The organism is Microcystis sp. M144S2, from assembly GCF_020246065.1.
In the GTDB taxonomy this organism is placed as follows: domain Bacteria; phylum Cyanobacteriota; class Cyanobacteriia; order Cyanobacteriales; family Microcystaceae; genus Microcystis; species Microcystis ichthyoblabe_A.
Genome location: NZ_JADBTR010000051.1, coordinates 1 through 26,498, shown reverse-complemented (window position 1 = coordinate 26,498; position 26,498 = coordinate 1). Strand labels below are relative to the sequence as shown.

At 42.5% G+C, this 26,498-nt stretch carries 26 protein-coding genes and 2 pseudogenes; 12 read left to right on the top strand and 16 right to left on the bottom strand.

What is annotated here, in order from left to right; all coding sequences use genetic code 11:
- Positions 1-121: 121 nt before the first annotated feature.
- The 3 genes from IM462_RS07045 to IM462_RS07035 are packed head-to-tail and all read right to left on the bottom strand — an operon-like array spanning position 122 to position 2,943.
- On the bottom strand, positions 122-868 hold the full coding sequence (locus tag IM462_RS07045) for a cyanoexosortase B system-associated protein (protein WP_287704088.1): 747 nt from the start codon (positions 866-868) through the stop codon (positions 122-124).
- Entirely contained in the window at positions 861-1,766 is a 906-nt protein-coding gene (gene crtB, locus IM462_RS07040) for a cyanoexosortase B (protein ID WP_287704087.1), read from the bottom strand. The genes IM462_RS07045 and crtB overlap by 8 nt, the downstream gene beginning before the upstream one ends.
- Positions 1,767-1,803: 37 nt before the next feature.
- Entirely contained in the window at positions 1,804-2,943 is a 1,140-nt protein-coding gene (locus IM462_RS07035; protein ID WP_287704086.1) for a DegT/DnrJ/EryC1/StrS family aminotransferase, read from the bottom strand.
- 264 nt (positions 2,944-3,207) lie between these two features.
- Between IM462_RS07035 and IM462_RS07030 the strand changes: the two genes are divergently transcribed.
- A complete protein-coding gene (locus IM462_RS07030; protein WP_287704084.1) occupies positions 3,208-3,822 on the top strand; it encodes a molybdenum cofactor guanylyltransferase in 615 nt (204 codons plus the stop codon).
- On the opposite strand, the gene IM462_RS07025 is transcribed toward IM462_RS07030, so the two are convergent.
- Positions 3,775-5,040, bottom strand: a complete 1,266-nt coding sequence (locus IM462_RS07025) for a DnaJ domain-containing protein (protein WP_287704082.1) — start codon at positions 5,038-5,040, stop codon at positions 3,775-3,777. The two genes, IM462_RS07030 and IM462_RS07025, sit on opposite strands and share 48 nt — an antisense overlap.
- Positions 5,041-5,145: 105 nt before the next feature.
- On the opposite strand from IM462_RS07025, the gene IM462_RS07020 reads away from it, so the two are divergent.
- On the top strand, positions 5,146-5,697 hold the full coding sequence (locus IM462_RS07020) for a ferric uptake regulation protein (protein ID WP_002737956.1): 552 nt from the start codon (positions 5,146-5,148) through the stop codon (positions 5,695-5,697).
- Positions 5,698-5,701: 4 nt separating this feature from the next.
- On the opposite strand, the gene IM462_RS07015 is transcribed toward IM462_RS07020, so the two are convergent.
- Positions 5,702-6,124 (bottom strand): SufE family protein, encoded by a 423-nt coding sequence (locus IM462_RS07015; RefSeq protein WP_046663438.1) that lies wholly within the window; start codon positions 6,122-6,124, stop codon positions 5,702-5,704.
- Between the two features lie 329 nt (positions 6,125-6,453).
- Here IM462_RS07015 and IM462_RS07010 point away from each other — a divergent pair, with 329 nt between their 5' ends.
- Positions 6,454-7,131: a DUF3782 domain-containing protein gene (locus IM462_RS07010; RefSeq protein WP_287704080.1), complete on the top strand. Its 678-nt coding sequence runs from the start codon at positions 6,454-6,456 to the stop codon at positions 7,129-7,131.
- A gap of 23 nt (positions 7,132-7,154) precedes the next feature.
- Positions 7,155-7,967, top strand: coding sequence for a Uma2 family endonuclease (locus IM462_RS07005; RefSeq protein WP_287704078.1), 813 nt, complete (start codon positions 7,155-7,157; stop codon positions 7,965-7,967).
- 28 nt (positions 7,968-7,995) lie between these two features.
- On the opposite strand, the gene IM462_RS07000 is transcribed toward IM462_RS07005, so the two are convergent.
- A complete protein-coding gene (locus IM462_RS07000; protein ID WP_002761217.1) occupies positions 7,996-8,223 on the bottom strand; it encodes a DNA-directed RNA polymerase subunit omega in 228 nt (75 codons plus the stop codon).
- Positions 8,224-8,449: 226 nt separating this feature from the next.
- Between IM462_RS07000 and IM462_RS06995 the strand changes: the two are divergent.
- From IM462_RS06995 to IM462_RS06985, 3 genes and pseudogenes are all read left to right on the top strand, one after another.
- Positions 8,450-8,692 (top strand): annotated as a pseudogene (locus IM462_RS06995) (photosystem II q(b) protein); the annotation flags it as partial.
- A gap of 814 nt (positions 8,693-9,506) precedes the next feature.
- On the top strand, positions 9,507-10,952 hold the full coding sequence (locus IM462_RS06990) for an Ig-like domain-containing domain (protein ID WP_287704076.1): 1,446 nt from the start codon (positions 9,507-9,509) through the stop codon (positions 10,950-10,952).
- A gap of 56 nt (positions 10,953-11,008) precedes the next feature.
- On the top strand, positions 11,009-13,246 hold the full coding sequence (locus IM462_RS06985) for an FUSC family protein (protein ID WP_287704074.1): 2,238 nt from the start codon (positions 11,009-11,011) through the stop codon (positions 13,244-13,246).
- Between the two features lie 29 nt (positions 13,247-13,275).
- Here the strand turns inward: IM462_RS06985 and IM462_RS06980 are convergent, their stop codons facing one another.
- From IM462_RS06980 to IM462_RS06950, 7 genes are all read right to left on the bottom strand, one after another.
- Entirely contained in the window at positions 13,276-15,348 is a 2,073-nt protein-coding gene (locus IM462_RS06980) for an AAA family ATPase (protein ID WP_287704072.1), read from the bottom strand.
- A 148-nt stretch (positions 15,349-15,496) separates the two neighbouring features.
- Positions 15,497-15,673 (bottom strand): hypothetical protein, encoded by a 177-nt coding sequence (locus IM462_RS06975; RefSeq protein ID WP_002737666.1) that lies wholly within the window; start codon positions 15,671-15,673, stop codon positions 15,497-15,499.
- A 101-nt stretch (positions 15,674-15,774) separates the two neighbouring features.
- A complete protein-coding gene (leuD, locus tag IM462_RS06970; protein ID WP_150976178.1) occupies positions 15,775-16,365 on the bottom strand; it encodes a 3-isopropylmalate dehydratase small subunit in 591 nt (196 codons plus the stop codon).
- Between the two features lie 9 nt (positions 16,366-16,374).
- Positions 16,375-17,169 (bottom strand): class I SAM-dependent methyltransferase, encoded by a 795-nt coding sequence (locus tag IM462_RS06965; RefSeq protein WP_287704069.1) that lies wholly within the window; start codon positions 17,167-17,169, stop codon positions 16,375-16,377.
- A gap of 5 nt (positions 17,170-17,174) precedes the next feature.
- Positions 17,175-17,726, bottom strand: coding sequence for a bifunctional adenosylcobinamide kinase/adenosylcobinamide-phosphate guanylyltransferase (gene cobU / locus IM462_RS06960; protein ID WP_106908166.1), 552 nt, complete (start codon positions 17,724-17,726; stop codon positions 17,175-17,177).
- Between the two features lie 48 nt (positions 17,727-17,774).
- The gene (locus tag IM462_RS06955) at positions 17,775-18,152 is read right to left on the bottom strand and encodes a phosphomannose isomerase type II C-terminal cupin domain (protein ID WP_002801624.1); all 378 of its coding nucleotides are present in this window, start codon (positions 18,150-18,152) and stop codon (positions 17,775-17,777) included.
- 288 nt (positions 18,153-18,440) lie between these two features.
- Entirely contained in the window at positions 18,441-19,724 is a 1,284-nt protein-coding gene (locus tag IM462_RS06950; RefSeq protein WP_287704066.1) for a flotillin family protein, read from the bottom strand.
- 125 nt (positions 19,725-19,849) lie between these two features.
- Between IM462_RS06950 and IM462_RS06945 the strand changes: the two genes are divergently transcribed.
- A complete protein-coding gene (locus tag IM462_RS06945) occupies positions 19,850-21,364 on the top strand; it encodes a SagB/ThcOx family dehydrogenase (RefSeq protein ID WP_287704064.1) in 1,515 nt (504 codons plus the stop codon).
- Between the two features lie 100 nt (positions 21,365-21,464).
- On the opposite strand, the gene dndE is transcribed toward IM462_RS06945, so the two are convergent.
- From dndE to IM462_RS06930, 3 genes and pseudogenes are all read right to left on the bottom strand, one after another.
- Positions 21,465-21,863, bottom strand: coding sequence for a DNA sulfur modification protein DndE (dndE, locus tag IM462_RS06940; protein WP_004160206.1), 399 nt, complete (start codon positions 21,861-21,863; stop codon positions 21,465-21,467).
- Positions 21,864-21,993: 130 nt separating this feature from the next.
- A pseudogene (locus IM462_RS06935) lies at positions 21,994-22,164 on the bottom strand (transposase family protein); the annotation flags it as partial.
- 251 nt (positions 22,165-22,415) lie between these two features.
- Positions 22,416-22,673 carry a CRR7 family NDH-1 assembly protein gene (locus tag IM462_RS06930; RefSeq protein WP_045358403.1) on the bottom strand — a complete coding sequence of 86 codons (258 nt, stop codon included), beginning with the start codon at positions 22,671-22,673 and terminating at the stop codon, positions 22,416-22,418.
- A gap of 82 nt (positions 22,674-22,755) precedes the next feature.
- Between IM462_RS06930 and IM462_RS06925 the strand changes: the two genes are divergently transcribed.
- The 4 genes from IM462_RS06925 (at position 22,756) to IM462_RS21185 (ending at position 26,012) form a co-directional block, all read left to right on the top strand.
- Positions 22,756-24,177, top strand: a complete 1,422-nt coding sequence (locus tag IM462_RS06925) for a protein adenylyltransferase SelO (RefSeq protein WP_502845527.1) — start codon at positions 22,756-22,758, stop codon at positions 24,175-24,177.
- 451 nt (positions 24,178-24,628) lie between these two features.
- Positions 24,629-25,252, top strand: coding sequence for a sulfotransferase family 2 domain-containing protein (locus IM462_RS06920; RefSeq protein ID WP_287704058.1), 624 nt, complete (start codon positions 24,629-24,631; stop codon positions 25,250-25,252).
- Between the two features lie 210 nt (positions 25,253-25,462).
- Entirely contained in the window at positions 25,463-25,729 is a 267-nt protein-coding gene (locus tag IM462_RS06915; RefSeq protein WP_002765250.1) for a hypothetical protein, read from the top strand.
- A gap of 4 nt (positions 25,730-25,733) precedes the next feature.
- Positions 25,734-26,012, top strand: a complete 279-nt coding sequence (locus tag IM462_RS21185; RefSeq protein WP_396888627.1) for a hypothetical protein — start codon at positions 25,734-25,736, stop codon at positions 26,010-26,012.
- Positions 26,013-26,498 lie beyond the last annotated feature (486 nt).

Genomic DNA, 26,498 nt, shown 5'->3' with positions numbered 1-26,498 from the left:
TTCTAACGATGATAATTTATTTTCTGGGAGTTATCTAGTGGGAGAGGAACAAAGCAGCTATTAAGGGCTAGAAAAGTTCCTTGAGCTAGTTTGTTCAAAGAGATGGTTAGCAGCAGAAAAATTACTTTTCTTTTTTGCTCTGAGGCACGGAAGTTAATTGACTTAAGACATTTTGTTCTAAGTAACTCTGCACTTGCGTGGCGAGATTGAGAGCAAAGGGGGTGAGAGTTTGCAGTTCTTTTGTCGGGTCTAAGGGAATCATCAAGGAAACGGCTATCCAAGGTACTCTCTGTCTTTTTAATTGCGCCCATTGGTCAAGCCAATACCACACTGAGGGGTCGTAATGACCACCACCTAGCCAAGCATACCACTGCACCACGGCAAAGGTGTTTTGTGTCCAAGCCCGATAGAATCGCGCAGTGGCCTTTCCTCCTGACTGGGTGGGAATTGATAGCTCGGTTGTTTCCCCCTGATTCCAACGACTAATAGAACCAATATCCGACCATTCTAACCCCGGTTGATTTTTATAGTAAATCTGTGGCTTCAAAAGCACGGTTATCCTCTTGCCATCAGGACTTTCCACCACTTGTATCGACCATTTTCCCTCACCGATTTCACCTTGGATCCGGTCGGTGGTTTTCAGGTCAGAGAACTTGATTCCCGATTCTTGTAGGGCCAGCATTTTCTGAATATTACCGATTCTCGGTTGCTCCAGCCAAGACCACTGGCCAGAAATTAAATTGGGTAAGATACCCCCTAAAATCAAAATCAGCAGCAAGCACAACAGCAGTAAATAATTACCCGGTAGCTTTTTTTTGATTTTATCTAACACTAAACTTACCTCGGCCGGAATTTTTTGACTAATCACCCTTGTTACCTTCCTCTTGAGCTAGGGACTGTTTCCTGACTACCTCGCGATACTGCATGATTTGGAAGACCAAAAGGATGAGTAATAACATAAAGACGGAGTATAAATCGCCCCCCCAGCCATCGTGGAGTAATTTAAAGTTTTCGTCCTGTCCTGTGCCGTGAAACCAAGCTAAAAGCGCGTTACGAACGATGTTAGCTCCGACACTAATTCCAAAGGCACTGAGGAGCATAAAGCGGGTTTTACGACCGTTTTCGATGGTATCAGTCCAATGGAGCAGCAGCAGCGTGACGTAGAGACTGGTGAATAACATTTTCAGCCCGGCACAGTAGGGAGCGACTTCCACCATCCGACCTTCTACCGCTACATAAACGCCGTCAACGGAGACATCTAGGCCTGCTTGCTGGAGAATAAAACCAGCGCAAGCGGCAATAAAAACCTGTAGGGGTAAGGTATAGGGAGTAATCAGGTAGGGGATAGGATTAGGAGTCGCTAAAGCCGTTAAAAGTAGGGGAAATCCCTGTAATTTAAAACCTTCCTTTCCTTTTAACCAGAGACAGATTCCCGCTAACATAATCGGGAAAGACATACTAACCCAAAGGGAGGAGCCGAGGAGATAAAAAATTGCTCCTAGGGTTAACAAAAACGCTCCGAGGGGGTGGGAGCGATCTTCGAGGCGTTGCCATTTTTTGCGATTCTGCCAGACAATATAGGCGGCGTAGGGAAGGCCGATCAAGCCGTGGCTAAAGTATTCGTGTTCGGTGCTGATCGATTTATTCAGCCAACCATCGTACCAGTGAAAGATCACCGGACCATAGATAACCGCCAAGAAACCGATCATCAGCCAAGATTGCCGATTTTTGTGGGAGACGGGCGATAGGGAAGGACTAATACCCATAGGACAGAGCGATTTAGTGACAAATTCTGAATTTATGTTACCCGATGATCGCAGTAATCTGTTCAACTACGATTGCAATTTGCTCCTCGCTGATACCAGGGTACATGGGGAGAGAGACAATTTCTTCACAGAGAATCTCTGCATTAGGAAAGTCTCCCTGTTGATAACCCAGGTAGCGATAGGCCGGTTGCAGATGACAGGGAATCGGATAATGAATGCCAGTTTGAATACCGACGGCAGTTAATTTTTCTTGCAGTTGTTGGCGATCAACGGGACAATGGGGGAGAATGCGAATAACGTAGAGATGATAGACATGGCCGGTCTCGGTTTCGTCTCGTACGGGTAAAATGCCCTTATCGGCTAAAGGAGCCAAAAGCCTGTCGTATTGTCTTGCCGCTTGATGACGGGAGCGATTCCAGCCTTCCAGATGGGGTAATTTAACGTTTAAAATGGCGGCTTGTATGCTGTCTAAACGGCTGTTAGTGCCGATATCAGTGTGAAAATACTTGCTCGGTGCGCCATAATTTCTTAAACTGCGGGCTTTTTGGCTAATTTCAGGATCATTGCTCACTAACATCCCGCCATTGCCAAAAGCGCCTAAATTTTTACTGGGATAAAAACTAAACCCCGCCGCCACACCGATGCTGCCGGCGCGATAACCTTCTCTACTGGCTAAATGGGCCTGGGCCGCATCTTCAAAGATAGTCAGATTATAGCTGCGGGCAAAATCCTGTAATTGTTGGGGTGATACCATCTGTCCGTACAGGTGTACTGGGAGAATGGCGCGGGTGTTGGGGGTAATTTTTTGGGCGGCCGCCGCGAGGTCAATTAAGGCCGTATCGAGGTGACAATCAACTAAAATCGGTTTGGCCCCCGCTTGAATAACACCCATGAGGGTGGCGACAAAAGTATTAGCGGGGACTAGCACTTCATCCCCAGCACCGATGCCGTAAGCTTGTAAAGCCAGGGCAAGAGCAGCAGTGCCAGAAGCTACTCCCACAGCATACTCGACTCCGCAAGCTTGGGCGAAGGCGGTTTCAAATTCGGCTAAAGCTTGGCCTAAAACAAAATCTCCCCGGTCGATAACTGTTTGGATTGCCTCGGCAATTTTTGCTTGTAGGGGCTGATTTTGCCAAGTCAAATCGACAAAGGGAACTTTGATTAAATGGGAATTCATCTATTGCTTATTTAGGGAGACATTATTAATTGTCAAGAGACTAGCATAGGTTTGAGCAAGTTGCCTAGATTTGTAGGCTCTCTTGTTCTTTCTGTCTTTTTCTTTGTGTTTTTTGTGCCTCTGTGGTTTATCCTTAATCCTGCAATTGGGTTTTTAAAGTTAGATTGGGAGTTAATCCTACTATTAAAAACGGATTTGGTCTAATCTGCGATCGCCGAAAAGATCGTGATTAATCATCGTCTTTTTCCGATATAATTGGTGATTATGAGTGATTTTCCCGCTTTAACGGCGTTAATTCTGGCTGGTGGGCAAAGTTCCCGCATGGGACGAGATAAAGCTTTGTTATCTTTTCAGGGTGTCTCTTTTCTAGAGAATACTTGTTTAATTGCCCAAGATTGTGCAGTACAAGTGTCTGTGATCACGCCTTGGCCAGAACGTTATGAACTTATCATTCCCCAATACTGCCGGATAATCAAGGAACCTCTCCCCACTAGGGGGCCTTTATTAGCCTTTGCCTTGGCATTAACTTTTGTATCAACCGATTGGGTTTTATTGCTCCCTTGCGATTTACCTTTATTAACCTCCTCAATTATGCAAGAATGGTCAAGATTATTAGCCACTGTACCAGAAAACGCCATCGCTTTGGTTCCTCGGTGCGGCAATCGTTGGGAACCTCTCTGTGCTTTCTATCATCGTCGTTGTTTAGCATCTTTGCAGACTTATATTAAGCAGGGGGGAACTTCTTTTCAAAAATGGTTAAATGTCTCCGTGGTGGAGGAATTAATCATCGATAATTCCGAGATTTTATTTAACTGTAATACCCCAGAAGATTTAGAGATAATAATAAACTCCCCAGATATTAACCGTGAGGAAACCTAGCACAAAAGGGATTAAAAGTAAAGAGATCGGCGAAGAAATATTGGATAAATGGCGATAACCATAGTAGAGTATTCCGGTTAGATAACCGCCAGTTACACCGATAATTGCGCCGATAATATCGCCATTTATGGATAAATAGGAAGTGAGCCAAATGACGAGGGAAAAGGGCAAAATTATCAGGCCAGCTAAAAATATATCGCCGGTGAGACTACCATATTTATTACTTAATTTTCTGCCTAACCAACTAGATAAAGTCAGAATAATAAAAGGAAATACTGCCCAGCCTAATAACAGTAAAAACTCAGATTTAACTGTCCAGTTTTGCCAAGTCAAAGTGATAAAAACACTGCTGATGATTGCCGCCAATACCCCCGTAGCTAAAGCCTGATTACGGTTGGACTTTAAAAAAGCCTCTGCCAGACCGGTCTTGGGTTTGAGCAAAGATAAAAAAGATATTTTCAGCAAATTAAAAACAATAAAAATAGTTTTTGACCACTTGATTGATTGCCGTTGTCGATAACTTTTCTGAGAGTCTCTTAACTTATTTTCAATGGCATGATAGCGGCGAAAATTTCCCTGTTGCTTGAATTTCTTGGCCGCTATTTGGAAATCTTTTCGTGCTGCCGGCAGTTCCGAGAGTTCCTCTAGAGCCAATCCTCTTTGATAATAGAATTGGGGGTTATCTGGGTCAATGGCGATTGCTTTGCCATAAGCTTCTAGGGAGGATTGGGTGTAACCGAGTCGTTGACGGGATAAACCGAGGTAATAGTAAGCTTGGGAACAATCGGGTTTTAACTGCAAAACTTGCCGACAATCGCTTAAAACTTGCCTATCCTGCTGATTATGGTAGTAAACTTCCGCCCGTTGCAGATAGGCCTGCCAAAATTGCGGATTAATTGCGATCGCTTGCTGGTAAAATGCGATCGCTAGTTGATAATTTTTCTCTTGAGCGTAGTGCCATCCCTGTTGATAAAAATCCTCGGCACTACGGTTAAAAGTGGGTATTTCTGGGGATAAACTGCGATCATACTCTTTTCTTTTGTCTTTATCGCTCAAAACCCGATAAGCTTGTTCAGTTTCGCGAAATTTTGCCCCTGCCTCTGGATCATTGGGATTATAATCGGGGTGATATTGCCGGGCCAGACGACGAAAAGCGGCTTTTATCTGATTATTACTGGCATTACGGGGAATTTGCAGGATTTCATAGTAATTTTTCATACTTGAATGGGGGGAGAATTTTCAACTACTGAAAATTGTTGCCAATGGCTCGCCGAAACGACTATCATTGTCAATTAAATAGCTTTTATTGAGAGTCGATCGCTTATGTCTGCCTACACTGCTTCCTCCCTGAAAGCGGAACTCAACGCGCGGGGGTGGCGCTTAACTCCCCAGCGAGAGAAAATTCTGCACGTTTTCCAGAATTTACCGAAAGGCAATCATCTCAGTGCTGAGGAATTGCAGGAATTACTGGACAAACGGGGGGAAGGAATTAGTTTATCGACGATTTACCGCAGTGTTAAACTAATGTCGCGGATGGGAATTTTGCGGGAGTTAGAATTGGCCGAGGGTCATAAACACTACGAACTCAATCAACCCTATCCGCACCACCATCATCATTTGGTCTGTATTCAGTGTAATAAAACCATCGAATTTAACAATGATTCTATTCTCAAACACAGTCTCAAACAGTGTGAGAAAGAGGGTTTTCAATTAATTGACTGTCAGTTAACGGTGATGGCCATCTGTCCGGAAGCTTTGCGGATGGGTTGGCCGTCGGGAATACCGAGTAATTGGGGTTGTACCCGTTCGCTGGTGGATACTCGTTTCCAAAACTGCGAGATTCCCGAATCAAAGGAACCGGAACCAGAAAACTAGACATCTAAGCGGACATTCCCAACTGAAAACCGAGAGCTTTTTTCTGCATTAATTGGAAAATATTATAAAAGCCGTTGGCGCGGGAAGGAGTAAGGCTGACTTTTAAGCCGGTTTCTTCGATAAAATCCGGGGTGACTTGCAGGATTTCTGTGGGAGTCAGTCCATTTAAACCCTCGATTAACAAAGCAACTAAACCCTTGACTAATTGCGCGTCGGAATCGCCTTTGTACCAAACCTGGCCATTTTCGAGGTCGGCAGTGATATAAACTTGGGATACACAGCCATGAACTTTATTAGCGGGTATTTTGGCAGATTCTGGTATTGGTTCTAGTTTTTTAGCAAAAGCTAGTAATTGTTCGTATTTTTGCTTAGGATCGGTACGACGTTTGAGGCGTTCGACGATGCGATCGAGATTAGACGGGAGCATATTGCGAGTTAAAATAAGAAAAAATTAGCCAATAGCTTTTTTATATTAGCATTCTCGCGGAAGTTGAGTGCTGTGGTTATCGCGGCTAGGACTGCCTTGGTCAGAGGGTCTGGAGGCTATCTGCTAGAATTGGCATCAATCAAACACCACGCTTGCAGGGGCATTCATCCGATATTTTAGGTAAATTCCAGAAAAAAACCACCCTAAACCCCGCATTTGTCAAGTATTTTAAATAATTCTTAATATTTCTTTCCGTTTTGCTCTCTGGCTCTCGTCCGGCTTCTCGACGGAATCGCTAAAATGATCAGGGGTGTTTTAGAGGCACGTCTATGAATGAACCGGTAACTCTTGAGGATATTTACCAGCTATTCCGCGCTTCCGCCGAGGAATATGATCGCCGGGCTGAGGAATATGATCGCCGGGCTGCCCAATCCAAGGCGGAATATGATCGCCTGGTTGCCGAATCCAAGGCGGAATATGATCGCCATAGAGTCGAAATAGAGAACCTCCTGGCCGAATCTAAACTAGAAAGCGATCGCTCGATGGCAGAACTGAAACGCACCGTAGAACGAACCAGCAAAGCGGTAGATAGTCTCACCACTCGCTGGGGTCGATTTGTGGAAGAATTGGTAGAACCGGCGGTTTTACGGCTTTTTCAGGAAAAAGGTATCGATATTAAAGAAGTTTATCCCCGCGCTAGAGTCAAGCGTCAGGGCATCGCCATGGAAATTGATATTCTAGCGGTAGATGATACCGATCTCGTGGTGGTGGAATGTAAATCTAGATTATCTAAAGATGATGTGGATGAATTTATCGAAAAATTGACCCGCTTTAAAATCGCTTTTCCCCATTATCAAAACTATCAAGCTTACGGTGCGGTGGCGGGAATTGAAATCAACGAGGGGATCGATCGATACGCTTATAAAAAAGGTCTATTTGTGATTAAACCCTCCGGGGATACGGTGGCCATTATTAATGATGCCGACTTTCAACCGAATACTTGGTAATTTCCCTAGTCAGAACAATTGCTATGGTTAACCTTTCCTACAATAAAAATCGCCTTCTTCCCAGTGCCGAAGAATTACCCTGTTCTGACGAAACAGCCGTGGATAACCAGTTACAGAACGATATTCCCAATCTATTACTCAGTTTACTAGCATTTATTTGGGCGGAGCGGGATGATTGGTATTTTGGTGTCGATATGGGAGTTTATTACAATCCCGACGAACCGGCAATCATACCGGATGGATTTTTAGCCATTGGAGTCAAACACGATACCGGCGAAAGGGGAAGATTAAGCTATGTTCTCTGGGAAGAAGCTTATATTATGCCGATATTGGCCTTGGAAGTGATTTCTGAGAAATATAATGGGGAATATGAGGGAAAGTTAGCGGATTATCAAACCCTAGGGATTCTCTATTACGTCATTTATAATCCCTTAAGCGGTAGAAGGGGAAGGTTTAAAAATAGAGAGAGATTAGCGGTTTATAAGCTGATAGCGGGGAAATACGAGCTTTTAGAGCCTGAAAATAATCGGGTATGGTTGCCAGAAATCGGGTTAGCCTTGGGATATGAGCAGGGAGAACATATCGCTTGGGTGCGAGAATGGCTGTATTGGTACGATCGATCGGGAAATCGCTATTTAACCGCCGAGGAAAGGGCGAGGGCAGCAGCGGCAATCGCCGAGCAAGAACGTTTGAATGCCCAGCAAGAACGTTTAGCCAAAGAGGAAGCAGAAGCGATCGCCGAGCAAGAACGTTTAGCCAAAGAGGAAGCGGAACAAAAAGCCCAACGACTAGCGGAAAGACTAAGATCACTGGGTATCAACCCCGATGAAATGTAAGGGTGGGTTCCCTGGCAATTTTAGGGGATTAATCGCGTAATAATTCCGGTTCGGTTAATTCGTCGGTCATTTCCATCAGGGCCCGTTGGACGGGTTTAATCATCGGGTCATCGATATTTTCTACGGTATCGTAGCGGACGCGTTTGGCCCGTCTAGCGACTTGCACGACGATCGAGTAACGATTGCTGGCCGCATTCATCAGTTTATCGGTGAGATAAATCATCTCGGAGGAGTCGAATTTAAACCGTTTGGACATAGTTATATTTAGCCTTCTCTGGTGAATTTGGCACTTGTCACTGATTTTAGTGATAAGTTTTATTACTCAGTCCACCTTACCATATTTTGTCAACCTTAAGGATAGGGTTATCCTTGATCTCGATCGGATTTTGTCAACTACTTTTTACAAAACTTAAATCAATTTTATACAAGTTTAAAAATATACAAATAAAGAGATAATTTTTGAAATAAATAAACCCAAAAAAGGTATCTCAACCATGGCTTTTAACCTCAAGGGTTTCAACTTTAACCAGTCGATTATCGATTCCCAGGGACGTGCGGTCGCAACGCGCTCGCTACGCGAGACCGCAACTTAGGCGGATGTGATCAACTGCGCTAACATTGGTTTTGAAGTAATGCACGAACGCAACGCTCATAACTTCCCCCTCGATTTAGCTTCCGGTGATGCTATCCCCATGGCCTTGACGGCAGCGGCGATCAATGGTTAAAAATAAACAGATGCTGGATCCCCATCCAACATCCGCGTTCTAACTCTGCACACATTTTGCTAAGTCCTCATGATAAGTTAAAAAACGCTTCCTTTTTGGGGGCGTTTTTATTTATTCGATTGAAAAAACCGATGACAATCATTACTAAAGCTGATGAGAAAGTGGGAAGTGGGGTGTGGAGTGTAGGGTGTGGGCTTCGGCCGTGAGCTCAGCGTTCGACCGAGCTCACGCCGAGGTCCGAACGGGTGTAGGGTGTGGGGTGTAGGGTGTGGGGTGTGGGGAGAACAAATAAAAATAATCTCCTGACTCCCGACTCCCGACTCCCGACTCCTGACTCCTGACTTCTAACCCAATTTTGGACAAAGATAAGTAAAAATTATTTATTGACCGTAAAAACTTGAGAATATTTAAATTAACATTCCGCAATATTTATAAATCCTTAAGAATTAATTGAGAAAGATTATTATTTAACAACGATGTTGTGATGGTTACAGCGATTTGATAAAATTTCATAGTCGGCTGTTCTGTGCTTTTTTGGGCAGCAATGGTTAAAACCCTCGCCACACCTAGAAGGTGATCCTAATTAAAACGGGTAAATCAGTCAATTTCACCCACAACGATGATCTTTTTTTTATGTAGTTTTGTTGCAAAAAAAAAGTTTTTTTGACAAAAAGCACAAAGTATGATATGCAGCCAAGGTGTTTCTGGTTGGGAGTAATTATTGTAGAGGGGGGAGATGGGAGAATAAATAAAAACAATCTCCTGACGACCGACGACCGAATACTGATAACTGACTCCTGATAACTGATAACTGATGAAAAGATTAGCTTGGTTCGATCGCTTAGTGTTAGCGACTATTTTGGCCTTAATTGCCGCGATATCGTCGATTTTGATCCAGGGAAATCAAGTTCCTACGCGAGGGGAGAATTTTAGCTGGCAAGGGCGAAAAATCGGCGTTAGGGACAATTATTTTACTTTAAGTTTTAATCGACCGATTGACCGTTCGGACGTGGAAACCAGCTTGGTGATCAATCCTCCCTTACCGGGTAAAATTAGCTGGGCCGGAGATCGCTTGACCTATACTTTGACGGAATTGCCCATCTACGGCAAGAAATATCAAGTAAAGTTACCCATTGCCCAAGGTGAGGACTTTATCGGCGAATTTTACAGCCACGATCGAGCTTTTGCCTATATTGGAGTCAACCAAGAGGAAAGAGGCCGTTTAATCGTCTGTAATATCATTCAGGGGGCAAATAACGTCACAGAACTGAAAAAAACCATCCTTACCCCTGGGGATCTGGTGGTCACGGATTTTCAAATCTATCCGAGGGGGGATAGAATTTTATTCTCGGCCTTCGATCGCTCTGACTTAGGACGAGATACCCCAAAACAGCAACTTTACACAATTACTACGGGTTTAAATCATGCTGAAAATGGTCAAAATTTGCCCAGTGGTCGTATAGAAAGGTTTTTAGATGCGAAAACCTATCAAAATCTGCGCTTTGATCTCTCAGATAACGGCAAAACCCTAATCGTGCAGAGAATTAATCATGGGAATCCGGGGGATGCCAGTTTATGGGTAATCAGGGATGATGGACAATCGCGACCGTTAGGAATGCAAGGGGATAATTTTTTACTATCTCCCGACGGTAAAAAAGCGGTTGTCAGTCAAACGGGAGGGGTAGCGGTGATTCCTTTGGATGTCCAAGGGGGAAAACCGCAATTTTTGCCTACCTACGAGAAAATACTCGCTTTTTCCCGGGATGGTCGCCAAAAATTAATGGTGAAATCAGAACTGGATAATCAGCGATCGCTATTTTTGCTCAACGATCAGGGAGAGTCAAGACTACTATTAAGAACAGCTAATCCGATTATTAGCTGTGAATTTGAACCGCGACAGGAAAAAACCCTTTACTGTCTGAAAAGTGATCTGGTTATGGGCAGCGATGGCAAAGTGAAAGAAGAACCATTTTTAGGGATTATTGAGCTAAAAACGGGTAAAATGATGCCACTGCTGGCCTTACCTAATTATCGTGACGTGCAGATGAGTATGTCTCCTGATGGCGTGGCCTTATTATTTGATCAGTTAGCAACCATACCCTTTGGAGTCGGCAATGATTTAGTCACTGGGGAGGGGTCGAGCATTGCCGATGGTCGTCTCTGGTTATTACCACTCCCCGATCAATTCAGTCCCAATAGCACCCCGAAAATTTTACCTCAAGAACTCAACGCCGGTTTTAAACCCCGTTGGCTGCCCTAAAATTATTGATCGGTAGCTATGTTATCAGGTTCAAGAGTTAAGTTTTCAGTGAATTTATGCTACTTCAGCGATTTGCTTTTTTATTGCGTCCTAGTGGCGATATCGAGATCGAGCGGGGGATTCGGACTTTATTGGCGATCGCAGTACCGATTATTATCGGTGATATTTTAGATCAGTCAGAATTGGGGTTAATGGTCGGTTTAGCGGCTCAAATCTTGATTTTAGCCGATGTGGGGGGGCTTTACTGCCTGAGAGCGAAAACCCTAGTCGCTACGACTATCGGGATGGCTCTAGCTTTGATTATTGGCACATTAGCCAGTGCTTGGCTAGGATTGACCGTAGTGATAGTTTTTTTCGGGTTGTTTCTGGCGGGTTATTTGACAGTGTACGGGGAAAATGGGGCGTTAGCTGGGGTAGTAATTAGTTTATTGCTGCTTTTTGCTGTTTCTTTGCCATCGGGGGATATTGTCGTCGCTTTACAACGGGCCGGAATCGCTGTGTTGGGAGGGGGATGGACAATTTTTTTAGCCCTGTTTATCTGGCCTTTTCGCCCTAATCAGCCTTTACGTCAGGTAACAGCGGAAAATTTTCAGGGTATCGCCACCTATCTCCGCTCTTTGCCCTTAAACTCTCGTTCTAATGCTAATGAGGAGCCATCTTTTAACAAAATCCGCCAACTGTTGCTCCGTTCCAGGAAAACTGTCACCTTAACCCGTCGGGGACGTTGGGGAAAGAGTGAGCTGCGGGAATTGTTAATCGTCTTGATTGAAGATAGCGATCGCATTAATACCAGCTTAATTGCGCTGCGAGAATTGCTTCATCTTCATCCCTTGCCACAACTGACCACGGTGGGTATTTTATTAGAAGATATTCTCGTGCAAGTGGCGGAAATTAGCGAAGATATTGCCTGGTTAATTTTGGGTAGAAATAAACGACCGGATTGTGAGCGTTTGCAGCTATTACTCAAAGCGATCGAGCAACAAAAAAACCTGCAAGCTAAAGTTTTAGAAAACGCCCAAGATGATTATACCAGTTATGTGGCCATTTCGCAATTAAATAATCGTTTAAAAAAATTATCTAAACAGCTAAAAATAGCCAGTGAAACAGCGCAACATTTGCAACAAAGCGAAAACTTTTCCGATAAAAAAAATCCCTGGCAGCGGAACTTTGAAGGGATAGAAAAAGAGTACGGTCAAGAAAAAGCTTGGTGGGAACCCTTAAAGTCTAATTTTAATCTAGAATCGCCCCTATTTCGTCATGGTTTACGCTTGGGTTTGGGAAGTGCCGTAGGAGTGTTGATCTACAATAAGCTAGGAATTACCCATAGTTTTTGGATTGGTTTAACCTTAGTTATTGTCTTAAAACCAGATTTTAGCTTGACTTTTCAACGCTTTTTTAATCGGGTGTTTGGCACGATTTTAGGCTCGTTTTTTGTTTTGGCATTGTTGCCAATTATAGATAATTCGATCTGGTTAGAAATTATTGGGGTTATTTCTATAGCGATCGCTTTAGCTTTGGTGCGATTTCACTATAGTTTGGCCGTATTTTTTATCACAATTTTTGCTTTAATCATCAGTCGTCTGGATGCCAGCAATGACGGGATTAATTTAGAGTATATCAGAATAGTTTATACTTTAATTGGTAGTGCTTTAGCTTTTGTACTTTCCTTCGGTTTTTTACGGGTTAATGAAGATGAACGTTTTTCCCTCGCTGCCATTAAAGCATTAGAAGCTAATCAAATATATTTTCAGTCAGTTATGGCAGTTTATTTAGGAGAATCATCCTATCAAACTGCAATTTTATCTTCCCATCGCAATAAAGCTCGACGAGCAAATACAACTATGCAAACGGCCCTACAAAGATTAATTGATGATCCTAGCACACCCTTTCCACAAATGGAACCGGCAATCACTTTAAGTAATTATATTCCTCGTTTTGGTCGCGGGGTGACAGTTTTATTGACGGAATTGGAACAATATCGCGGTAGTCCTCCCCATCCTAATCTAAGTCTGTTCACGCAACAAATAACCCAAGCTTTGACGCAATTAACCCAAGCTTTGCAAACAAATAATCCTCCTCTTCCCTTACCTCCCCTCGAAGATACTTTAGAAAATATCCTCGATCATTTGCAAGAATTGCGAGAGGAAAGGTTAGTAGAAATTGGCAATCAACAAGAGGGAACTAATCTCCATAAATATTTAGGGGATTATAATATTGTCACCACGGAACTTGTGGAATTATCCAGTCGTGTGGGGGTAATGAACACAGCAATCGATCGTTTTATTAGAAGTTAAAATTTAGTTATAACAACAGAATTTAACAGTCAGGAGGAAAATCGATTAACTTCGATAATTTCCGTATATTCAAAATTATTAGGACTGCGTTTCACTAGAGAATAATCAACACCATAAAGATTAATTAAATCCTCTTGACAATCCGCTTTCGGAGAATTATAAACTAACACATATTCTTTACCAATATAGGGAGAAATCTCGGTTTCTACTTCTCCTCTCCATTGAGTTTTTGTCACTAAAACAATTAACTGATTGGCTAATTTAGGAATCGCGATCGCAACTTGCCGACGATAGATATGATCAAGACTACCAAAAGGAGAATCCATCACCAGAGGAAAAGTGCTGCTATCAATTCCCATCAAAGTATTTTTCTGACTCCATTCTCGCACTCGATCGATAATTCCCCCGATAAAAGATAAACTGAGAATCTGATTTTCTCCGGTGGAAGCTGCTACGGGAATGGCGAATCCTGTGGTATTTTCTAATAGTCTTACCTCGTAATCGGGACTAATACGGGGAATATAGGGAGTAAAAGAAATTGAGCTAAAGATTTCCTGTACCCGTTTTTCTAAGGACAAACGAAACTGATTTTCTAATCTCTGTCTTACCTCACTAATGCGATTAATTGCCTCTTGAGTCGCTAAAATACGTCGTTGTCCTAAATTAGATTTTTCCTCTTTTTGTTGCTGTTTCTGTACCTGTTTTTGCAGGGATTCTAACTCTTTTTCATAGATATCTAGTTGATTTTTATTGCTGCCCTGTTCCAAGCGTAAATCTTTTAGGGAATCCTCGATCGCATCTAAGCGAGATTGCAGATTTTTAATATCTTCATCGGGATAATGGCGAAATTTATCCCGCACTTCATCTAATTCTGATTCTACCAAAGATAATTCTAAGCGCCACTGGTGAATATTAGCTTGATAACTATCCACTTCTTGCCAAAAATCTAAGACCCGTTTATCCATTTCTTTGACTGTGGAAGATAAGCGAATGGCCGCTTCTTCTACATCGGCCATTCCTGCTTTATTCATCCAGTCTTGTACCTCTAAATAAGCTTGGCTATTTTCCTGTAATTCATGACCACAAATACATTTTTTCCGATCTAATAATTGTTGGACAAATTGCTGTTTGATACCACTGGGTAATTCCCCTTGTTGTCGTAGGCGATCGATTAATTGCTGAAAATTTTGATTAATTCCTTTTAAAAAGACTTGATAAGCTTGCTGGGAAATTAATTTCTTTAACTTATCCTTAGTTCTGACTAAATCTTGCCGCAGATTTCTTTCCTGTTGTTCTAATTTTTCTTTTAACTGTTTTAATTCCTCGGCACCACTTAACTCTAGTAAGCGATTAGTAACGGCTTTTTTTAATTCTTCTTGCTGGGATAACTGGCTAATAATATCCTGCTGACGCTGTTTTAATTTCTCGAAATCCTGCTCAATTTTACTTTCCTGTTTCAATAACTTTTTTAAATCCGATTCACCTAAATCTTTAAGATCATCTTGTAAAGATTTTTTGGCTTTTTTTAAATGCTCGATCGCTCGGTCTAATACTTTAACTCCCAATAATTCTTTTGTATCCTCGGCGATTTTACCTTGGCTACTACTGCGAAATTGATGATCGATATATTCCCCATCAAAAAAGAAATAACGGTGTAAACTTTCGGGTAAAATTTGATTAATAATATCCTCTGGTGGTTGATTGGGTGTGTACCAATTGCCATCATCACCAGCGTAGAGCATATATAAACTATTTGAACCGTATTTAATTTTGCTATTTACATCTTGGTAGGCGAAAAATTTTCGTTTTACCTGATAGCGTTTATTTTCATGTTCAAAGTTTACTTCTGCCGAACATTCTATGGAAGTTCCCGTGGTTACTTCGGTAATTGCCCGTTTATTAACTAATAACTCTGGTTCGGCAAAAGCTGCCGTAAATTTTTCATAAAGTACCCAGGTACAAGCATTTAAAATTGTTGTTTTTCCCGCTCCATTATTGCCATAAATTACCGTTGTATTGCGAGAACTTGCCGCTAAATGTATCTCAGGAGTCTTGCCATAAAATTGTCGAAAATTACATAACTTTATTGATAGTAGTTTCATAGTTAGAGTGAGGGGATGATGGGGAAGTGGGAATTATGAATTATAAATTATGAGGTGGGGAGAAGGGAGCGGGGAGAATAAATAAAACTAATCTCCTAACTACTGACTCCTAACTCCTGTCTCCTGACTCCTGATAACTGATAACTAATTATTGGATTACTTCTTTAATAATTGTTAAAACATCATCATTGATATTGCGAGGATTGCGCTGGTATAACTTATCTCTTTCCAATTTTAAAACGCGATCGATGATTTTTCGCACATCTTCGGGAGCGTTTAAAATCGGTTCTTGGATATTTTGGAGATTATTATCAGGATTAGTCATAGGGCAGATTTTTTAATATTTACAGATGCTGCATTTCCAACAAAATCCCTGCCGGGGTACGTTAATCTATTACTAACGCACCCTCAGCCTAGATTGTTTCCCTAAACGAAACTTAAATAGGGTAACTTTTGGGCGGTAGATTGAATTAGATCGAGATTTTGTAAAAGCTGTCCGCAGGTATCCCAATCACCTTCTATTAACATCTGTCGGGAACCTTCATTCATAGAGACGGTAGCGACAAAATCCCCCCATTCCACTGTCATGGTTGTCAAGGAAAGATCGACGGGAATTTCGGGATTAGCTGCAATTAAATCCTGTAAATGGGTGATGGTTTTAGCCTCGGCAGTGACACAGGGAACCCCATTAGCGATACAATTGCCAAAAAATATTTCGGCGAAACTTTCCCCGATAATTGCTTGAATTCCCCAACGTAAAATCGCTTGCGGTGCGTGTTCCCGAGAAGAGCCACAACCAAAATTACCATTGACTACCAAAATTTTCGCCCCTTGGTACTGGGGTAGATCGAAAGGATGACTCCCCTGTAAAGCGGCTCGATCATCGGCGAACACTTGTTCGCCTAAACCTTCAAAGGTGATACAACGCAAAAAACGAGCCGGAATAATGCGATCGGTGTCAATATCGTTGCCTCGCAAGGGTAAAGCTCGTCCGGAGATGGTTTTAACTTGACTCATGATCTTTTTCTAACTTTTACTAGCAGTGACAAAAAAAGTGGTTGCATCTTGCCATACTCCCTGATCGGTGGCATTTTTCTCGATTTCTCGGCGATAATTGTTCACTAGAGTCGCAATTTCGGCAGCCGATAGGCGGTCGAAAGGGTTATCCTGAGGATAAAAATACTGCCCATACCAGAAGTTTTTGGCGGTTTCTAGGGGCAAATATCGACCTAACTGCTCGACATTGACCGATATATTGGTAAATCCCGCATTTTCCAGCAATTGATGGCATTTTTCTGGGGTGGCGATGGGAGTATGCAGATTAGGCAACTCAAAACCATAGGTTTCGCGACAAACACCACTGATCAAGGGTAGGAAGTGGGATTCTAAATTATTACAGGAAAAAGCGATCGAACCGCCTTTTTTTAACCATTGATACCATTTTGCCAGCACTTGCGGGATATCGGGGAAAAGTGCGATCGCCAGAGAACAGGTAATCAGATCAAAACTAGACTCGGCAAAGTCAATGGCAGCTATATCGGCGTTAATCAGGTCAATATTCTCGATATTTAATGCTTCTAGCTTTTTTTCGGCTCTGGCAATCATTTCTGGTGTCAAATCAACCCCGATGACACTTTTTACTTTTGGGGCAATTGCGACCGCAATAAATCCCGTTCCCGTTGCCACGTCTAGCACAGATTGGCTTTTTTGTAAATAGAGATAATTTACTAATTTAAGGGCGCGAGCTTGTGTAAAATCGTTATCGTAATCGTCACGAAGGGCATAAAAATCAATCACTTGACGCTGATAATCGTTGCTCATCTTCTCTATTGCCCAATTATCGACAAAGACTGACCCAATTGACTTAAATTAAGAGCATGGCCGCCGGTAACTAGATAAACCGCGTCTGCTATTGTGCCAATTCTACGACAGAGATCGCCTAAACGATCGCGAAACAGACGACCGAGGGGATAAGCGGGAACCACACCCCAACCGGTTTCTTCCGCTACCAGAATAACATCAACGGCCGCGTTTTTGAGGGAAGACAAGAATCGATCGCTAATTTCTAACCATTCAGCTGCCGACATTTCTAAACAATTGGCTACCCAAGTACCGAGGGAATCGATCAATAAACAGTGAGTAAATGGGCTATTATCAATAGTTTCGCTTAATTGTCGGGGAATTTCTTGGGTTTGCCATTGGGGTAAACGTCGCTGCCGGTGTCTTTCAATGCGATCGCACCATTCTTGATCTTTTTCATCCACCGAGGAGGTGGCGATATAAATAACGGGTTTTTGGCTGATTTTGGCTAAATATTCGGCCCATTCACTTTTCCCAGAACGGGCAGCCCCTGTAACTAGGATAATTTTTTCATCCACGATCGAGATTTTGGCAAATAACTAAAGTATATACGGGAGAAAACTGTCCTATTCTCGATCATCAAAACGGTGAATATCATCATCTCCCAAATATTCGCCATTTTGCACCTCAATCATCACCAGAGGAATAGAACCGGGGTTTTCCAACCGATGACGGGTATTCATAGGAACGTATGTAGATTCTTTTTGTTTGAGGAGAGTTTCTTTTTCATCACAGATTACCCGCGCTGTACCCGAGACGACAATCCAGTGTTCACTGCGATGGTAGTGCATTTGGGTACTCATGTGATGGCCGGGTTTAATGACAATGCGATTGATGCGATACCGGGGACCTTCCTCCAATACCGTCACCGTTCCCCAGGGGGGAGTCCGCGTCATTTCTATGTCTTGGGGAGAAGGGGAGGGAGCATTAATTAAGTCATCCATGGCGGTGGTCTCCAAACTTGATTAATATTTTAGTGGACAATAATCAGTAATCAGTAATCAGTAATCAGTAATCAGTAATCAGTAATCAGTGAACAGACAGGACTTTTACTGCCATTTAATACTGCTCACTTAATACGATTTTTCTAAAGTAATGGCAGAGATAGTTAATTACCCTCACCCCCAACCCCTCTCCCAGAAGGGTAGAGGGGATTAGGATGCCTGCCGCAAATAAAGAAAAATGGTACAATACTCTATCCTCCTACTGATAACTGATAACTGATAACTGATTCAGGAGGGCAATTGTTTAAAATCAAAATTTGTGTCTTTGCCCTTGACAGATGGCTCGGTTTGTGCTATGCGATTGGCCATTTGTACCAGATCCACTCCGGTAGCTTGACGCAATTGTTCGGCAAAGGCAGTCATTTTGGGGACAAGATTACTATCACCCCCGTCCACTACCGTCACCGTTTGCACCTGCACTTCTGGGACACTAGCGACCATTAATTTCAGCAATAACTCCAATTTTTGGTATAAAAAGATGTTTTTAGCGTTATTTCCCGCTCCTTGCCAAGAGGCTGCCAGTTTTTTGGTTCCTTCCGCTTGCGCTTTCCCCTGTTCGATAATTTTGGCCGCTTCCCCCCGGGCTTTTGCGATCGCTTGTTGACATTCCGCCGCCGCAGGGGCGATCACATCTGCTTGTAATTGCTGTTTCACCTGCTTAATTCGGGCAGTTTGTACCGCCACTTCGGCCTGTACTTTAGCTAAATCCGACATAACCACCGATTCTACCTCAGCAATCATGGCGCCGCGCTTAGTTTGAGTGTCGCGCACCCGTTTTTCTGCGTCAGCTTTGGCTATTTCTAAATCTTTTTGGATACGACGCAAAGCGGTTAGGCGTTGATTCTCGGAAGCCTTGATAATCGATGTTTTTCGGGCTTTTGCTTCGGCTATCCGGGCATCTCTCTGTAATTCGGCTTTCTGCTTCCGTCCGATCGAATCGAGATAACGCACCTCATCGGAGATATTCTGGATCTGCAAACTATCCAAAACTAAACCCAATTTTTCCAGATCCTGTTCCGCTTCTTCCAGGAGACTTTTAGCGAAAGCGATCTGATCGGAGTTCGCTTGTTCTGGGGTTAAATTCGCCAAGACACCGCGCAAATTGCCCTCGAGGGTTTCTTTAGCCAATTGTTCAATTTCCTTGCGTTTCTTGCCCAATAAACGCTCGATCGCATTATAAATAATCGGTTCTTCCCCAGCAATTTTAATATTTGCCACCCCGGTGACGATCAACGGCACACCGCCCTTAGAATAGGCATTAACCACCTTGAGATCGATGATCATGTTGGTCAGGTCCATTCGATACACTTGTTCTAGCATAGGTAAACGAATACTGCTGCCCCCTTTTACCAAACGATAACCGATGGTTTTGCCCGTGGCCGTGGGACGACGACTACCGGCAAAAATTAAAACTTCACTCGGTTGACAGATATGGTAATAGTTACGGATGACCAATAAACCCGCACCTGTGCCTAAACCGAAAACTCCCAGTAAAACAGCGATAATTTCCATAGATTTTATGTAGGTGAAATTGGTGATTATCTTTACTTTTAGCCGATCAACTCTCTGGCCGGTTGATTTTTTTGGGGTCATCGATATTACACTAAAAAGTAAAGCTTAGACAGCCTATCTTTATCATGCCAGATCAGCCAATCTCGATCGCCCAATACTACCACGAGCGGACCAAATACGACCCCCAGACGATCGCCTCAAAAAGTAAAGGTCTTGATTGGAGTCAACAACCCTATCCCTTCAAAGAATACAAAATTGGTCAGACTTTCGATCTCAAACCCTACCTCTCCCGTCAAACGGTTCCCCAAAAAGGGGACTTTTGGCGACGTATATCGCGAATTTTGGGCTGTAGCTATGGTTTAACTGCCAAAATCGCTACTATGGGGAGTCCCTTGTACCTACGTTCCGCACCCTCTGCTGGTGGATTATACCCCGCCGAGGTCTATCTGATCTCCCGTGGCACGGAATTTTTACCCGCCGGTCTCTACAGTTACCAAGGTCAAAGTCACTCGCTGCTTTTATTCTGGGAAAGTGATGTCTGGACCCACCTACAATCTGCTTGTTTCTGGAATCCTGTTTTAGAAAATACCGATATCGCTTTAGTTACCAGTGCCATTTTTTATCGATCCGCTTGGCGCTACGAAGATCGAGCTTATCGGCGTATTTTCCTCGATACAGGGCATTTATTGGGCAATATTGAGCTATCAGCCTCGATTAATGACTATCGCGCCCATTTAATCGGTGGTTTTAACGATAGCCAGATGAATGAATTGCTTTATCTCGATTCCGAGAAAGAAAGTGTCATGACGGTGATTGCTTTGGCAGATCTGCTCAATATCCGGCAAAATCTCCCCCCTAGTACCACGGCACTCCCTTCGGCAACCACGACTCTTTATCCCAAAATTGCCGAGGGAGAATTATTAAGCTCCCTACAGCGAGCCACTATCATAGATGCAGACGAAAAGATAGAAGCAGCCGTTACTCCGTCTAATTGGGAAGATAAATATAATTTTCCTTTTTGTCTAAAAGTTTCCGTGACATCCCGTCCCGTCAATTGGGGGCAAGATTTAATCGATCTGGAAAGTACGATGCTTAAACGCAGATCTACCCGCGCTTATAGTGGCGCTAGTCTCAGTTTAAACGAATTGCGAGCGCTGCTGCATTTTACCTATCAACCCCAAGATTATGCCGACCAAAATCTCGATCCCAATCCCGATTATTTTGATCTAGATTTATTGGAAACTTTTATCGCTGTTTCGGCAGTAACTGGATTAGAGGAAGGCTGTTATTATTATGCTCCCAAAGCCCAAGAATTGCGGCAAATTCGCTTTAAAAATTTCCGGCAAGAGTTACATTATCTCTGTTTGGGTCAGGATTTGGGACGAGATGCGGCTGCTGTGGTTTTTCATACGGCGGATCTGTCAAAAGCAGTGGCTAAATACGGCGATCGAGTCTATCGTTATCTTCATGCAGATGCGGGCCATTTGGGACAGAGATTAAATTTAGCAGCTATTCATATGGGGTTAGGGGTTAGTGGTATCGGTGGTTTTTTTGATGATCAAGTTAATGAAGTCTTAGGAATTCCCTCCGATGAAGCAGTTATCTATATCACTACTTTAGGCCGACCAAAAGTTTTTTAAGGTGAGTTTAAACCATTATTAGTGTAGCTGGGTTAAGTATAGCCTAGCTGACAGTTTTCGGTCGGGTTATCTCGGAAGGATTAAGGATAAACCCCCTTGATTAAGATTCTCTGAGATTTTCTCTTTCTAATTCGATTAAATTATCGATTTTCTTTAGCTTGGTATCCCCAGCAAGATAACCGATCCCGCGATGTAAATGTAAGCGAAATTGTTGAGTTAGAGTTTCTTTATCGGTTCCTAATCCGTCTTGATGACAACGTTGTTTGAGGGCAATTAGGAAAATATCGGCCATTTCTCCCCCGAATACTTTCCAAGATAATTCTACATTGCTATCGGCAGGAATGGGAACGGGAGAGGGGAGACTCGGTTCAGCAAGGGAACGACAAAAAGCCCAACGACAGAGGATATTCCATTGGTCAATTTTGGTGTAGCGTTTTAATTTTATTAGGCTATCTTTGGCAGTTTGAGATAGTCGGAAACGTTCGATAGGTGATTCCATAATCTATAATTTTACCTCGCTATGACTGATGATAGAATAGTTAGTCATTCTCAATCTTGTTTAATAGGAGAGTGGGAAGTGGTGAGCTTTTTTTCAGTTATCAGTAAACAGTAAACTGATAACTCGCATCTGATAAATGATAACTGATAACTTTAGCAAACTCTCCTAGCTCTCTATAACTTGAGTATCCTAGCATTGTTCCCAGTATTATTACTACTAATACTATCCATAAAGGGTGTCTTTTTCCTTGATCTTTCCGAAAGTCCTTGACTTGTTTCAGTTTTTCTATTAAGCTCAACATATATTTTAAAGTTTGGCGGTCACTCCTCATTTTACAAAGACAGTGATCGCTTTTACTTTTGATATTCTGATGGGAGAATAAAACAGCCCTACTTGATAAGGGGGTGTCTGACAGTTTTTAAGTACTTAAGCAAAATTAATTACACATATCTAACCACCTTTTGCCTCTTGCCTTTTGCCTTTTGCCTTTCTTCACTAGGAAATTTATTTTGCACTACTACTTAACACCTAACTACTTAATAATGGGTTCCCTTATTTTTCCAAACGGACCACATACCATTGTAAATAACCCTCCTCACCCAGGTCTAACTCGCAGTAATTATCGCGCAGATAGAGAGCTTTTTCCTCAAAACTAGAGAATTTCGCCAATTGTCGGGGACAAATCTCTGGTTTTGCGGTGATTAAATCTTTTAACTTATCCCGCAACTGGTCGGGAGTCTGGAATTGTTCGGGTTGATCGGCCTCAAGGACAAGAAAATAGTCCCCTTGATACATAATAGAATCGGGCATCGCTGTTGGATAGTCTCAGTAGGAAAATTTTTTGGCTATCTTTATCACTTTATCGCCTCAACGCTCGATCGACACCACCACTATGACAGACCATCTCACCAATCCCTTTCTCAGTCTCCCTTACGAAAGCGCCATGCAGGACTTGGGGGACCAATACTACGATCAAGTTGCAGCCGCGGATTTTCCCAGTCATATCCTTCGTTTTCGCAATGATGCTTTATTACCTTTGGTGGGAATTCAGCCAGAATTAACCTTAGATGAGCATTTTATCGAGGCTTTTGGTAAATTTCAATCCCTGACCCCTTTTTTAGCCCTGCGTTACCACGGTTATCAATTTGGCGAGTATAATCCTTTCTTGGGAGATGGTCGCGGTTTTCTCTACGGTCAAGTTAGGGGTATTGATGGCAAATTATACGATTTTGGTACGAAAGGATCGGGACGGACTCCCTATTCCCGTCATGCTGACGGTAGGTTAACTCTCAAGGGTGGAGTTAGAGAAGTCTTAGCCGGGGAAGCTTTACGCGGTTTGGGGGTGAATACCTCTCGCTGTTTGAGTTTGGTGGAAACGGGGGAAGCTCTCTGGCGCGGCGATGAACCTTCCCCGACGCGATCTTCGGTGATGATTCGAGTTAGTAATTCTCATATTCGTTTCGGGACTTTTGAGCGTTTATTTCATATTAAACGTAGTGATTTAATTAAAAGACTCCTCGATCATGTGATTATTTATTATTATCCTGAAATCAATCCCCAAGATAGCGATCGCTATTTAAAATTTTACGATGCTTTAATCGAAAGAACGGCTAAATTAGCAGCCCAATGGATGGCTGCAGGTTTTTGTCATGGGGTTCTCAATACCGATAATATGTCAATTACTGGGGAAAGTTTCGATTATGGTCCCTACGCTTTTATTCCTTCCTATAACCCCCAATTTACGGCGGCCTATTTCGACTACGGTGGCCGTTATAGTTATGGTAATCAGCCTTTTATCTGTCGTTTAAATCTAGAGTTACTGCAATCTCCCCTGTCCATGGTTGTCTCGTTGTTAGAGTTAGATATGGCTTTGGCTAACTATGACCACCATTACAATTTTTATTATCAAAAAATGATGCTCAAAAAGTTAGGTTTTGAGGATATTTTTACTCCCGAATCCGCTTTACTGGTCAGCAAAACTGTGGAAGTTCTCCAAGAAACCAGCCTCGGTTATCACGAATTTTTCTATCAATTAAGTGAACAATTTAATTACGGTTGGCGAGAAAATAGTTCTCTAATTCTTGAAAATATGGATTTACCGAAAGCTGATTGGCAACGTTGGCGAGAGTTATATAGTTTGGTCTTAAATCAATCACCCTCAGATTCCTTGTCTCAAATTGGCGATACCTTAAAGCATTATAATCCTAAAACCGCTTTACTTAGACCGCTAATCGAATCGGTTTGGGAGGCAATTACTTATAACGATGATTGGCAACCTTTCCACGAATTAGTGATAAAATTACAAAATAAATAGTAATTAAGTAATAAGTAGTGGTGCAAAATTAATTTCTTGGTTAGAATAGGCAAGAGGTAGTTAAATATGTGTAATTAATTATCTCTAGCTACTTATTTAGTTCATTTCCTGAAATGCGTTGGACAAAAATTGACCAGACTTGGCGATCAATGTTTCCCTTCTAACCATTAAGAGTGTCAAAATAATAGTAAAATTTTGTGACAAAGTGCAGTCAGATCTAAGAATCTTTGCTAGAATTATAGAAAGCTTCTGTGATAAGTCTCCTTAAAAGAGATTGTTTGCAGTAAACTAATCTGGCTAACACGCTTTTGGGTGTGATATAGAGAAAGTTTCTTGCGATTGCGCCTAAATGGAGTGATATACAGAAGGTTGACTCATATCGTTACTCTGGAGAGTGTTATATAGAAAGTTGACCTATAATATGTAGTTAGGCACGAGGAGAATAATACGCATGCTGATATCGAGAGAATACAAGTTTATATTCGTCCATATTTATAAGAATGCTGGCACAAGTATTACAACGGCGCTACGACCATTTGCAATAAGTACATGGCAGTGGAAAGCTTATAGGTTGATAAAAAAGGTGGGCTTTCCTTCTCCTTTCTTTGATCCTCATCCATTTCCTGCGCATGTCAATGCATCCAAAATAAAAGAGAGTTTTGGAGCAGAGAAATTCAATGAGTATTTTTCATTTGCTGTAGTCAGAAACCCATGGGATTGGCAAGTTTCACTCTACAAATATGCGTTGAAATCAGAAACACATCATCAGCATGAGTTAACAAAAAATTTAGGTAGCTTTGAAGAATATATAAAATGGCGATGTGAAAATGAAGTTAGATATCAAAAAGATTTTATATATGATAACAATGAGTTGCTTGTTGACTTTGTTGGGAGATATGAAAGCCTAGATAATGACTTCAACGAAATATGCTCTCGCATTGGAATCTCCGTCTCGTTACCAAAACTAAATGTATCAAATACAAAACCATATCAGAGTTACTATTCTGAGAAGAGTAAAGAACTTGTAAAGGAAGCATTTGAACCTGATATTAGGACATTTAATTATGAATTCTAAAAAAGTGCGATCGCCGATCTTGTAGGGTGCGTTTCCTAATCTGGCTCCCACTGCCCCACCGATCGATTTTGGGGAACGTACCCTGCCCATGGATTGAAGCTGTGAGTCTAAGTGCGATGCCGCTCTGGTGGGCCCAGTTGAGGAATGTTAGGGAAGATTCCCAATGTTTGGTTAAAATAGAGGGGCAAAAGTCGCCCCAGGGTCGCTTCAATGACAGTTAGACAACCCCGCTACAGTAAAGAAGAATTCGCTCGACGTGGTAATGAGATTTATCAATCTCAGGTACGTCCCCAAGTCGAGGAAGGCAACTATGGCAAAATTGTGGCGATCGATATTGAGACAGGAGCCTTTGAATTAGCAAAGGATACGATGACTGCTTCAGACCGATTGCTAGAACGTTGCCCCGACGCTCAAATCTGGTGCGTTCGGATTGGTCATAGAGGAGTTCATCGCTTTGGTGTCGGTCGTTTGCAATAACTCTATGATGCAAGGAATTGTTGATCAAAACTGTGAGGCGACTATCCGACTGGTCGTAGGCAATTTAGATTCACAGAGGCAAATGATCGATGCTGTCATTGATACAGGATTTACAGGTTTTCTGACTCTGCCTTCCTCAGTGCTTGCCGATCTCAACTTACGCGCATATAAACGTGAAGAGGGAATCCTGGGGGATGGAAGCACTTGTATTTTCGATGTGTATCGTGGTTTAGTTATAGCGTTTCTCACACCTGTGTGGCACAGTGAAACCTTTGCTGATTAAACTTTTCACCATCGACAATGTACCTCTTGCGAACAGGAAACGCTATATTTGGGATGGAGAGTTGCGGCGAATTGATATAAACGAATCGGATACAGAACCTTTGGTTGGTATGGGTTTACTCTACGGCTATCGGATGCAGCTTGATGTAATCGAGGGTGGTACGGTTACAATCCAGGCATTGAGCAGTTTAAGTTGATCCGTGGGTCACTGTCTAACCAGCCCTAGGGTGCGTTCCCTAATGGGGGTCTTACTGCTCCACCGATCGATTTTGGGGAACGCACCATGCACATTGATTGAAACTGTGAGTTTAAGTACGATGCCGAAGGCACTACGCCATTGCCGTATGTAGCTTAAGGTTTGAGGGCCAACTAACAAAGATATGCCCAGAGTTGGGTTAGTCATCTATCGGATTAAAATGTAAAGAGAATAATCACCCATACTTCAATCTAATATCCATCCTATGCAAATTACCCTCAACCTTGATGA